The sequence below is a fragment of the uncultured Microbacterium sp. genome, from assembly GCF_963521645.1.
GTDB lineage: Bacteria > Actinomycetota > Actinomycetes > Actinomycetales > Microbacteriaceae > Microbacterium.
The window spans coordinates 1-11,478 of record NZ_CAUQVQ010000081.1 but is presented as its reverse complement, the minus strand read 5'-3'; the positions used below and the strand labels follow the sequence as shown (position 1 = coordinate 11,478).

Below are 11,478 nucleotides of genomic sequence, written 5' to 3'. Positions count from 1 at the left end.
CCCCGGTCGTTGAGCGAGGACGGCGAAGCCGCCCGAGACGAAACGATCAGACCAGCGCGACGTTGAACTGCGTGCGCCCCACCGCCAGCACGCCGTAGCGCGCGTGCAGCGCAACCGGGGTCCCCTCGGGCGCCTCCAGCGCGGCACTCGCGCCGTTCCACAGCGAGTGCTCTGCGCCGTCGAGAGTGCGCACGACGAGGCCACCGGTGGCGGCGTCCGCCTGTTCGACGATCGCATCGACCCACTCGGTCGGCGTCGCCGAGGCGATGCGCGCCTGGATCAGGTGCAGGGCGTGCCCCGACTCGTACGACGAGCACGCGAAGCCGTGTCGGCACATGCACGCAGAACGCTCGCGCACCGAAAGGGGCGAAAGGCGGTTCGACGGCGTGGACACGGTGGTCTCCTTCGTGTGCGGATGAGGCGTCGCGGACGGACGTTCCGGCAAGACTAGGTCGGGTCGGCCGGAGAGGGAATCCGCGCCGACACGTGGTGAAACAAACGGGCGTAGACTTGCCGGATGCTGTTGTCGATGAGCGCTCCCCGCATGCCGGAGCGGGCGCAGAACGGAGTCGCAGGCGCTTTCCGCGCCGCGGACAGAGGCTGACGATCGACCGGAGGCGGAACAATCCCGTCCCCGGCATTCCGTCGTACTCCCGCATCCGCTCGGATGCTCCTCTTCTCCGTATGCCGTCTCAGACGGCCGTCACGAAAGCAGTTCCCTCATGCGTCCCATCGACGAGCGCACCCTGCGCGCCTCCTTCATCAACGCCTCCCGCAAGGAGGTCTCCGACCTCACACTGCCGCCCGGCTTCGCCGACCTCGACGTCTCGACGCTCGACTACCTCGGCTGGGTCGACCCGAAGCTGCCCCGCCGTTCGTATGTCGTCACCTGGGTCGATGACGTCGCCACCGGTGTCATCCTGCAGAGGGCCGAGCAGCGCGTCATCGCCAGAGCTCAGTGCTCGTGGTGCGAGGACGTGACTCTGCGCAACGACGTGCAGCTCTACGTCGCGCGCAAGGCGGGCCCGGCGGGACGCAAGGGCGACAGCGTCGGCACGCTCGTGTGCGCCGAGTTCGGATGCTCGAAGAACGTGCGCGTGCTCCCGCCGCTCGCCTACGAGGGGTTCGATCGCGAGCTCGCGCGTGACCTGCGCATCGTGAAACTGCAGGAGCACGTCGCCGCGTTCATCGCAGCCGTGAAGGGCTGAGCAGCGCGGGGCTGAGCAGCGCCTCACGGTCGTGGCGTCAGCCCTGCCCCGGCTTGCCGAGCGTCGTGCCCGGGGGAAGCGAGGGGCAGGCGGCGTCCGCCGTGAGCGCGGCCACCTCAGCGCGGATCACGACGTCGTCGCCTGCCTTCGAGACCGTGTAGACGACCCCCTGCTGCGAATCGTCGGCGGGGGAGTAGCCGACCGTGGCCTCGTCGATGTCCGGGTTCTCGGGCATCGACAGGCCACCGGTCGTGCCGACGAGGTCGGCGGTCGGGTGCGCATTCAGCCAGTTGACCGCCGACGCGACCGTCGTGTCGGGCACGCTCCAGTAGCCCTCGAGCTGCACCACGGGCTGGCAGGGCCACCCCTGATACGAGTGGAATCCGCCGGGGCTCTTCTCGACGGCGACGGCACCGGGCGGGAGGGTCGCGGCGTCGAGCCATGCGCGAGCCTGATCTTCGGCGGCCGTGTCCGCGCTCTCGATGGCTGTGGGGGTCGGCGTGTGCGAGGGCGGAGACCCCCCGGCATCTGCGGAGTCGCCCGCCGCGGCGGAACATCCCGTGAGGATCGCCGCCGCGACCACGCCGACCGTCAGGAGGAGGCTTCGCTGCATGGCCCCACCCTATCCATACGGGTACCAGGGCGCGGGCTCCGCGACGACGAGCAGCATCACACGATCTCGAGCCGCGCCACCGTCTCCTCGTCGTCGCACGCGGTGCCGACCCACAGTCGGATGCCGCCGGGTTCGACGCGCTTGACGCCGTCGAGCCCGGTGAACGCGAGACGGTCGATCGGCACGTCGAACTCGACCAGGGTCTCGGCGCCCGGCGCGAGCGAGACACGACGGAAGTCGAGCAGCTGGGCGACCGGACGCGTCACGCTCCCGACCTCATCGTGCGCGTACAGCTGCACGACATCGGTCGCCTCGACCCCGCCGGTGTTGCGCACCCGCACGGTCGCTCTGATCGTCTCGCCTGCAGCGGCCGTGGCGGGCACGGCGAGATCGTCGTGCGCGAACGTCGTGTAGCTGAGGCCGAAGCCGAACGGGCGCACCGGAGTCGAGTCCGCGCTCGTCACATCGGTGCGGCCCCCGAGCACGGGATGCAGGTACGAATACGGCTGCGCTCCGGCCGAGCGGGGCAGGGACACCGGGAGCCGACCCGACGGGGCGAACCGTCCGCTCAGCAGCGCAGCGAGCGCCGGGGCGCCCTCTTCTCCGGGGAAGAACGTCTGCAGCACGGCGACCGGGATGCCGACAGGCTCCGTGTCGTCTGCGGCGGAGTTGGCGACAGCGCCGAGCCCGGTGAGTGTGCCGGCAGCTCCTGCCCGGGCGGGCAGCGCCCAGTCGAGCACGTAGGGTCGTCCGGTCATCGCGATCAGGATCACCGGGGTGCCGGTGGCGACCACGGCCTCGACCAGCTCGCGCTGAACGCCCGGCAGCTCGAGGTCGTCGACGTCGTTGCCCTCGCCGACCGTGCCGCGCCCGAAGAGTCCCGCGCGATCACCCACGACGACGATCGCGACATCCGCGGCACTCGCCGCCTCGACGGCGGCGGGGATGCCCGAGCGATCGGCGCCCTCGACATCGCAGCCGGTCGTGGTGGTGAAGCGGGCGTGCGGGAACTCATCGCGCAGCGCCTCGGCGACGGTGGGCAGTGCGATGCCGGCCGGGGTCTCGGGGTGATGCGCCAGCACGTGGTTGACGAACGAATAGCAGCCCATCAGGGCGTCGGTGCTGTCGGCGTTCGGGCCGATCACCGCGATGCGCGAGGGCTCCGAAGCGGTCAGGGGCAGTGTGCCGTCGTTGCTCAGCAGCACGACGGACTCCTCGGCGAGGCGTCGGGCGAGTGCTCGATGCTCGGCCGGATCGAGGTCGATCGCAGTCGGGGGAGTGTCGAAGTCGGCATCCAGCAGACCGAGCTCCTCCTTCTGTGCGAGCACACGTGCCACCGCACGGTCGAGGATCTCCGGCGCGAGACGACCGTCGCGCACCTGATCGGCGAGCGTGCGGAAGGCGTCGGGCGACGGCAGCTCGACGTCGATGCCCGCGGTGAGCGCGAGCCGTGCGGCGTCGGCGGAGTCGGCGGCCGCGCGGTGCATGCTGTGCAGGAAGTCGACCGCGAAATAGTCCGACACCACCACGCCGTCGAAGCCCCAGCGGTCGCGCAGGATGCCGGTCAGATATCGTGCGTCGGCGGTGACGGGCACGCCGTCGATGTCGACATACGAGTTCATGACGCTGCGGGCGCCGCCCTCGCGCAACGCCATCTCGAACGGCGGCAGGAGGACGTCTTCGATCTCCCTCTGACCGATGCTCACCGGGGCGTGGTTGCGCCCCGCTCGCGATGCGGAGTACCCGATGAAGTGCTTCAGCGTGGCATGCACGCCCTCGGACTGGAGGCCGCGCACGTACGCGGTGCCGACCCTGCCGACCACGAGAGGATCCTCGGCGATGCACTCGTCGACGCGTCCCCACCTCGGATCGCGGATGACATCCAGCACCGGGGAGAGGCCCTGATGGATGCCGAGAGCACTCATCGACGAGCCGATCGCCCGTCCCACCTCCTCCACGAGCGCGGGGTCGAACGAGGCCCCCCAGGCGAGAGGCGTGGGGAAGGTCGCGGCCTTCCACGCGGCGAGGCCCGTCAGGCACTCCTCGTGCACGATCGCGGGGATCCCGAGTCGGGTCTCCCGCTGCAGTCGGCGCTGTTCGCCCCAGAGCCATGCGGCCCGCTCCACGGGGTCGACCGGGCGCGTCCCGTACACGCGGGTGAGGTGCCCGATGCCGTTCGCGGACGCGTCCTCGTAGCGGGTGGAGCTCTTCTTCTCGCCCGACATCGGGGCGACGACCTCGACACCCTGATCGACCCAGAAGCCGACGAGCTGCGCCTGCTTCTCCTCGAGGGTCATGCGGGAGAGGAGCTCCTCGACGCGCGGGGAGTGCGGCGCGGAGGCGGGGGACTGCGACATCGTGTTCTCTTTCTGGGTCTCGTCGGCGCCGGGTGTGGCGACGACGACCGCGTCAGCCCTTGACAGCACCGGTGAGTCCTCCCACGATGCGCCGCTCGAACAGGCTGAAGAAGATCAGCGCGGGGATCATCGACAGCGACGTGAAGGCCAGCACTTTGGCCGTGTCGACCGAGTACTGCGACGCGAACGACTGCACCCCCAGCGGCAGTGTGAACGCCGCCTGATCGTTGAGGATGAACAACGGCAGCAGATATCCGTTCCAGCTGCCGATGAAGGCGAGGATGCCGGTCGTGATCACTCCCGGGAGCGAGAGCGGCAGCACCATGCGCCAGAAGAAGCCGAGCCGGCTGCAGCCGTCGATGAACGCCGCCTCCTGGATCTCGTCGGGGATCGCGCGCAGGAACGGCACGAGGATGATGATCGTGGTCGGGAGCGCGAACGCGATCTGCGGCAGGATCACACCGCCCAGCGAGTTCATGAGCCCGAGGCTGCGCACCACGATGTACAGCGGGGTGATCGCGACCGTCAGCGGGAACATCAGGCCCGCGGCGAAGAACGCGTACAGCACGCCGCGGCCCGCGAACCGGTAGCGGGCGAGCACGTACGCCGCCATGAGGCCGAGGGCGACCGTGCCTGCAGTCGTCGCGAGGGCGACGATGGTCGAGTTGCCCACGAGTCGCCAGAACACGCCGCCGGTGAGCACGTCGAGATAGTTCGACGCGACCCAGGGCGCCGGGAATCCGGACGGATCGGTCGTGATCTGCGCGTTCGTGCGGAATCCGCCGGTGATGATGTACGCGATCGGCGCGAGCATGAGTCCGACCGCGATCAGCGCCACGAAGTAGACGGTCGGATGCGCCCACGGCAGCCGGGGCTTCGCGGCGCGACCCGAGCGTCCGAGACGTGCGGGCCGTTGGGTGACGAGCACCGAGGTGGCGGTCATCGGACGTACTCCTTCTCGAGTTCGGGTTCGGGTGCGGGCTCGGCCGACTCAGGCTCGGCCGACCGGCGGCCGCGCCGACGCCCCGAGGTGCCGGTGAGGGCTCCGTCGGTGTCCTTGCGCAGCACCGCGCGCTGGTAGATCAGTGCGACGACGAGCGAGATCAGGAAGAGCACGACCGCGACCGCGTTGCCGTAGCCGTAGTTGCCGGCGTTGCGCCCCTCCGACACCATGTACGTCGCCATGGTCGAGGTGCCCGCCGTCGAGGCGATGTACTGCCCCCAGATGATGTAGACGAGGTCGAACAGCTGCAGGGAGCCGATGATCGACAGGAAGGCCCAGATGCGCAGCGTCGGCGCGAGCAGCGGCAGCGTGATGCGCCACTGGATCTGCCAGTACGAGGCGCCGTCGATGGCCGCGGCCTCGTTGAGCTCCTCGGGGATGCCCTGGAGACCGGCGAGGAAGAGGATGACGGCGAAGCCGACGTACTTCCAGGTGATGATCACCATGAGCGTCCAGATGGCGATCGCGGGGTCGGACAGCCAGTCGGTCGCGAGGAACCCGAGCCCCATGTTGGTGAGCATCGCGTTGAGCGCGCCGTTGGTCTGCAGCATCAGGCTCCAGCCCGTGCCCACGACGACCTCGGAGATCACGTAGGGGATGAAGATCAGCACGCGGATCAGCGACTGGCCGCGCATCCGGCGGTTCAGGAGCAGTGCGAGCACGATCGCGATCGGGCCCTGCAGCACGAGCGAGAACACCAGGATGAAGCCGTTGTGCGCGAGCGCATCGTGGAACAGCGGGTCCTGGAGGATCGTGAGGTAGTTCTTCAGCCCGACGAAGTCGGTGGGCGGGCCGTAGCCCTGCCAGCTGAAGAACCCGTAGTACGCCGCCATCAGCACCGGGAAGATGACGAAGGCGAGGAAGACGAGCAGGGCGGGCCCGGCCAGAAGCATCACTTCCAGCCGGGCACGCGTGTCACGCTTTCGCTGCGGCATCCTGCACTGCCTTGACGAGCTGCTCTGCATCGCTGTTGCCGGCGAGCAGGTCGACCACCGCGACGTTCAGCGCGTTGCCGACGTTCTGTCCGTAGACCGTGTCGAGCCACTGCGTCGCGTACGGTGCGTCGTTGTAGGCGGCGAGGATGTCCTGCAGGTACGGCTCGGTGACGGCCTCCTGCGCGACGGTGTTCACCGGGGGAGCGTTGAACGCCTTGTAGTACTCGGTCTGCACAGCGGACGTGCCGAGGTAGTTGAGGAAGTCCACGCATGCGTCGGGAGCGTCGACCGAGCACGAGTAGCCGTCGACACCGCCCATCATGGAACCGGGCTCGCCGTCACCGCCCTCGATCTCGGGGAACGGGAACCAGCTGAGGTCTGCCAGCGGCTGCTGGTCGGGAGTCAGCGATCCGATCACTCCCGGGTTCCACGCGCCCATGAGCTCCATCGCCGCCTTGTGGTTGGCGATCAGGCCGGCCGAGCTGCCCGCGCCCTGCTGTGCGGTGGTGGTCAGGAACCCTGCGTTGAAGGGCTCCGTCGCCGCGAACGACTCGAGGTCCTCGCCGGCGCGGATCCAGCATTCGTCGCTGAAGTCCATCTCGTCGGCGGCGGTGGCGAGCGTGTCGGAGCTGCACTCGCGCAGCGCGAACCAGTAGTACCAGTGCGCTGCGGGCCAGGCGTCCTTCGCGCCGAGCGCGATCGGGTCGATGCCCGCGGCCTTCAGAGCCTCGTTCGCCGTCTCCAGCTCGTCGATCGTCGTCGGGTTCTCGGCGATGCCCGCCTGGTCGAACAGATCCTGGCTGTAGAAGAGACCGCCGGGCAGCACGGCGACCGGCATGGCGTAGATCTTTCCGTCGAGGCTGCTGGCCGAGTATGCGGCATCCGGGATCTCGTCCTTCGCGCCGCCCTCGATCGCGTCGGTGAGGTCCTTGAGCTGGCCGGCCTTGACCATGGCGGCCATCTTGCCGCCTCCGCGCTGCAGGAAGATGTCGGGGGCGTCGCCCGAGTTGAGCGCCGTCTGCAGCTTGCCGTCGAGGTCTTCGTTCTGGATCGACTGGATGTCGATCGTGACGCCCTCGTTCTCCGCTTCGAAGTCGGCGACCGTCTTCTCCCAGAACTCCACTCCGGGGCCCGTGGTCGAGTTGTGCCAGAGCGTCATGGTGGTGCCGTCACCGCCACCGCCGCCGGAGGTGTCTCCGGTGCAGCCCGAGAGCGCGAGCGCTCCGACGGCGAGCACTGAGACCGCTGTGGCGAGGGGGAGCCTTCTGCTGTTCATGTGATTCTCCTCATCGAGTTGCGCACCGCGTCTCTGCGGGGCGCCTGCGGAGGCTCGGGCGAGACCGCAGTGGGATGCAGTCTTCTGCCGCGAGAGGCGATCGTCAAACGTTTTCGAAAACAGTTTCCGTCTGCGCCCGCGCGGAACTACGCTGGCGTGTCATGGGGGCACGCACCACGATCCACGACGTCGCGAGAGTGGCGGGGGTGTCGGTGTCGACCGTCTCGAAGGCGGTCAACGGGCGCTACGGCATCGCGGACGCGACGGTGCAGCGTGTGCTCGACGCCGTGAAGGACCTCGGGTACGAGTCGAGTCTCGTCGCGAGCAGCATGCGCGCACGCCGAACCGGTGTGATCGGTGTGCTCCTCGCCGACTTCGAGCCGTTCAGCGCCGAGATCCTGAAGGGTGTCGGCGCCGCGATGCACGACACGGGCTTCGACCTGCTCGCGCATGCGGGGTCGCATCACGGCGCGAGCGACGGGTGGGAGCGTCGCTCGCTCAGCCGACTGTCCGGCACGCTGATCGACGCGGCGATCATGGTGACGCCCACAGTCGTGAACGCCGGCACCGAGATCCCGGTCGTCGCGGTCGATCCGCACACCGGTCGCGCGGATCTGCCGACCGTCGAGTCCGACAGCTTCGGCGGCGCGCTCGCCGCGACCAGGCATCTGATCGAGCTCGGCCACCGACGGATCGGCTTCCTCGCGGGGCGACCGGATCTGCGTTCGGCCGGACTCCGTGACGCCGGCTATCGCCGCGCACTCTCCGACGCCGGGATCCCGATCGACCCGTCGCTGATCGGCGTCGGACGCTACGAGCTCGAGGCCACGCGGGAGTCGGCGCGATGCATGCTGAACGGCGATTCCCGGCCCACCGCGGTGTTCGCGGCCAACGACCTCTCGGCGATCGCCGTGATCGACGTCGCCCACCAGCTGGGCCTGCGCGTGCCGGACGATCTCTCGGTCGTCGGCTTCGACGATGTTCCCGAGGCGACCAGGCGGGCGCTGCCTCTCACGACGATCCAGCAGCCCATGCGGCGGCTCGGAGCCGTGGCCGCCGACATGGTCGTCACCCTGCTCTCGGGCGGGGAGATCGAGGAGATGAACGTGATCCTGCCGACGCGGCTCGTGGTGCGCGCTACGACGTCGTCGCCGGCTCGGTGAGGGGCGCGGACGAGACGACCCCGCACACATGTCGCCAGGCCGCGTCCGCGTGCGCGCCGGACAGTCGGGCGAACTCACGGTGGCTGCGCCCGCCGGGCCACTCCGCCGGGAGCAGGGCCGGCGGGAGCCCCGGATCGAGGTACGGCAGCGTGCGCCAGCTGTCGATCAGCTGCACGTAGGCGGCGAACGATCCCTCGGGAAGGGCGGCGATCGATCGCTGGAACGCGAGGTGCTCGTCGCGCAGCGCCTCGAGGTCCCACCACTCGGCGGCGGCCTCGGGCAGCGTGCGCGGAGGCACGGGAGTGTCGGCCAGGAACGTCGTGACCCAGGCCCGGGCGTCGAGCTCCGCGACGATCTGCAGCACCTCGTCCCGGAGGTGACCGGGACAGATCCACAGCGCGGGCGACACGACACCGGCCCCGATCCACTGCAGCCGACGGCGCAGCTGATGGCGGATGCTGCGCGCACTCTCGGGGATCGAGAACGAGATCAGGCACCAGCGGTCGGCATCCGTCATCTCGCGCACCTCGAAGATGCGACGATCACCGCGCTCGAGCATGGTCGCGGCATCCGGGTTCAGCCGATAGCCGATCGCGTGCCTGCGCTCGGCGAGCAGCAGCCCCTTCTGCTTCAGGCGGGTGATCCCGGTGCGCGCCTGAGCCGTGGGGATGCCGAGATCGCCGGCGAGCGCGACCAGATCGGCCGCCGAGATCCAGCCGCCCAGCCGTCGCAGATACAGGCCGACCAGAGTGCGCAGCAGCGATGCCGTGCTGCCGGGGCGTGCGTCGATGTCGTCGAGCACGGGGCTGTCGGGAGTCGGCGCGATGTGCTCGGCGGCGGCGGGATCAGCGGTCATGCCGCTCCAGGGCGTCGCGCACGGCGAGCACGCCCGTGAGCGTCTCGACGTGCGATGTGCTGAGCGGCGAAAGACCCAGTCGGATGCCGTCGGGGAAGCGGAAGTCCGGGATGATGCCGTCGGCCCACAGGCGCTGCGTCACGGCGCGGAAGTCGGGGTGACCGATCGTCACGTGGCCGCCGCGCAGATCTGCGTCTCGGGGGCTGAGTAGGCGCACGCCCCGCGGAGCGAGGACCTCGTCGTAGGCGCGCACCGCGAAGTCCGTCAGGGAGCGGGCCTTGTCGCGCACGCCCTCGATGCCGGCCTGCTCGATCAGGTCGAGCATGCCCTGCATCGCGATCATCGAGGTGATCGGGGGCGTGCCGCTGAGGAGTTGACGGATGTCTCCGGCCGGCACGTACTCGGGGCCCATCGCGAAGATGTCGGCGGCGCTCCACCACCCCTGGATCGGCTGACGCAGCACGCCCTGGTGCTCGCGTCGCAGATAGGCGAAGGCGGGCGACCCCGGGCCGCCGTTCAGGTACTTGTACGTGCAGCCCACGGCCATGTCGACGCCCCACTCGTCGAGCTGCATCGGGATGATTCCTGCCGAGTGGCACAGGTCCCACATCATGAGCGCGCCGGCCTCGTGCACGGCGGCGGTGATCGCCGGCATGTCGGCGAGGGCGCCGGAGCGGTAGTCGACGTGGCTGAGCGACACGAGCGCCGTCTTGCCCGAGATCGCCGCCCTCACATCGGCGATCTGCACACCGTGCACCGGGTCGGGTTCGATCCACCGCACCGACATGCCGGTCTCGGCGGCGACCCCCTCGGCCATGAAACGGTCGGTGGGGAAGTTGCCGGCCTCGATCACGAGCTCGGAACGCGAGGGGTCGGCGGTCGCCGCGGCGCGCATGAGCTTGTAGATCAGCACGCTCGTGGAGTCGGCGACGACGGTCTGCCCGGCGGCGGCACTCAGCGTGAGGCTCCCGATGCGGTCGCCGAGTTCCATCGGCAGAGCCATCCACTGCTCGTCCCACGAGCGGATCAGCCGGGTTCCCCAGTCGTCGCGCACGAACGCGGCGATCTTGTCTGCGGTGTCGCGCAGGGGGCGTCCGAGCGAGTTGCCGTCGAGGTAGGCGGAGACCCCGGGTGCGTCCGCGAAAGCGACGAGGTGGGCGCGCAGCGGATCGGCGGCATCGAGAGCGCGGGCGGCGTCGAGGAGCTCGGCGTCGGTGCGGGCGGTGCGGGCGGGGCGGCTCGAGTCGGTCATGTCATGCCTTCAGGTCGGCGCTGGTGAGCGGGCGGGCGAGAGTCGGGTCGGCGTCGGCGTGGGGGAGTCTCAGAAGGAGCGAGGCGGGATCGAGGGCATCCTGCGGAGCGAGGGCGCGCAGCAGGTCGAGCCCGGTGATCCCCGCCTCTCGCAGCGCGGCGAGCTCGCCGGTGTGCAGGCTGACCGGGGTCGGGCCGTTTCCCATGTCGGTGCCGTACAGCACGGTGCCGCCGGCGGCATGGAACCGGCGCACGTTGTCGGTGGACGCGAGTCGCTCCACACTGCCGACGTCGTGGATCGCGAGCGTCGAGATCCAGGCGACGGATGCGGCCTGGCGCTCGATCTCCGGGTCGTCGAGGCGTTCGGTGAACGGTGCATGGGCGAGTCGGACCGCTCCCAGGCGCGCGGCGCGCTGCGCCTGCCCTGAGCCCTCGGCGTGGGCGACCACGGGAAGCCCCCGGGGGGCGGCGGCCTCGACGATCGCGCGGAACAGATCGTCGTCGAACACGGGGCCTGCGGTGGCGTTGCTCGCCACCTTGATGCAGCATGCTCCCGCATCCGCCATCTCGTCCACGGCGTGCACGGCCGCCGCGGCGTCGGCAACCTCGCGGAAAGAACCCGCCGGCGCCCATTCCCGGTCGCTCGGATAGCCGCCGACGGGCGTGAGGAACGCCCCGGCGAAGTCGATCGTGAGCCGGTGCGGGCGTTTCGTCTCGCTGCGCTCGCTCAACGAACGGGCAGCCGCTGCGGCCGGGCCCCGGTCGTTGAGCGAGGGAGCGCCAGCGGCCGGGCCCCGGTCGTTGAGCGAGGGAGCG

10 protein-coding genes and 1 pseudogene are annotated in these 11,478 nt (G+C 69.9%); 2 read left to right on the top strand and 9 right to left on the bottom strand.

Annotated elements, in window-relative coordinates; all coding sequences use genetic code 11:
* Positions 1-46: 46 nt before the first annotated feature.
* Positions 47-337, bottom strand: coding sequence for a hypothetical protein (locus tag RWO82_RS13145; protein ID WP_314427830.1), 291 nt, complete (start codon positions 335-337; stop codon positions 47-49).
* Between the two features lie 385 nt (positions 338-722).
* Here RWO82_RS13145 and RWO82_RS13140 point away from each other — a divergent pair, with 385 nt between their 5' ends.
* Positions 723-1,208, top strand: coding sequence for an FBP domain-containing protein (locus RWO82_RS13140; RefSeq protein ID WP_314427827.1), 486 nt, complete (start codon positions 723-725; stop codon positions 1,206-1,208).
* A gap of 37 nt (positions 1,209-1,245) precedes the next feature.
* On the opposite strand, the gene RWO82_RS13135 is transcribed toward RWO82_RS13140, so the two are convergent.
* The 5 genes from RWO82_RS13135 to RWO82_RS13115 are packed head-to-tail and all read right to left on the bottom strand — an operon-like array spanning position 1,246 to position 7,392.
* The gene (locus RWO82_RS13135) at positions 1,246-1,821 is read right to left on the bottom strand and encodes a hypothetical protein (RefSeq protein ID WP_314427824.1); all 576 of its coding nucleotides are present in this window, start codon (positions 1,819-1,821) and stop codon (positions 1,246-1,248) included.
* Between the two features lie 56 nt (positions 1,822-1,877).
* Positions 1,878-4,178 (bottom strand): glycoside hydrolase family 3 N-terminal domain-containing protein, encoded by a 2,301-nt coding sequence (locus RWO82_RS13130; protein ID WP_314427833.1) that lies wholly within the window; start codon positions 4,176-4,178, stop codon positions 1,878-1,880.
* Between the two features lie 52 nt (positions 4,179-4,230).
* Positions 4,231-5,121: a carbohydrate ABC transporter permease gene (locus tag RWO82_RS13125; protein WP_314427822.1), complete on the bottom strand. Its 891-nt coding sequence runs from the start codon at positions 5,119-5,121 to the stop codon at positions 4,231-4,233.
* The gene (locus tag RWO82_RS13120) at positions 5,118-6,116 is read right to left on the bottom strand and encodes a sugar ABC transporter permease (RefSeq protein WP_314427819.1); all 999 of its coding nucleotides are present in this window, start codon (positions 6,114-6,116) and stop codon (positions 5,118-5,120) included. The genes RWO82_RS13125 and RWO82_RS13120 overlap by 4 nt, the downstream gene beginning before the upstream one ends.
* Positions 6,097-7,392: an extracellular solute-binding protein gene (locus RWO82_RS13115; protein ID WP_314427816.1), complete on the bottom strand. Its 1,296-nt coding sequence runs from the start codon at positions 7,390-7,392 to the stop codon at positions 6,097-6,099. Before RWO82_RS13115 ends, RWO82_RS13120 begins: the two co-directional genes overlap by 20 nt.
* Positions 7,393-7,553: 161 nt before the next feature.
* Between RWO82_RS13115 and RWO82_RS13110 the strand changes: the two genes are divergently transcribed.
* On the top strand, positions 7,554-8,555 hold the full coding sequence (locus RWO82_RS13110) for a LacI family DNA-binding transcriptional regulator (protein WP_314427814.1): 1,002 nt from the start codon (positions 7,554-7,556) through the stop codon (positions 8,553-8,555).
* On the opposite strand, the gene RWO82_RS13105 is transcribed toward RWO82_RS13110, so the two are convergent.
* The 3 genes and pseudogenes from RWO82_RS13105 to RWO82_RS13095 all read right to left on the bottom strand — a co-directional run.
* The gene (locus RWO82_RS13105; RefSeq protein ID WP_314427813.1) at positions 8,530-9,411 is read right to left on the bottom strand and encodes a PaaX family transcriptional regulator C-terminal domain-containing protein; all 882 of its coding nucleotides are present in this window, start codon (positions 9,409-9,411) and stop codon (positions 8,530-8,532) included. The genes RWO82_RS13110 and RWO82_RS13105 overlap by 26 nt on opposite strands.
* Positions 9,401-10,663, bottom strand: coding sequence for an aminotransferase class V-fold PLP-dependent enzyme (locus RWO82_RS13100; RefSeq protein WP_314427810.1), 1,263 nt, complete (start codon positions 10,661-10,663; stop codon positions 9,401-9,403). Before RWO82_RS13100 ends, RWO82_RS13105 begins: the two co-directional genes overlap by 11 nt.
* A gap of 1 nt (position 10,664) precedes the next feature.
* Positions 10,665-11,478 (bottom strand): annotated as a pseudogene (locus RWO82_RS13095) (hypothetical protein); the annotation flags it as partial.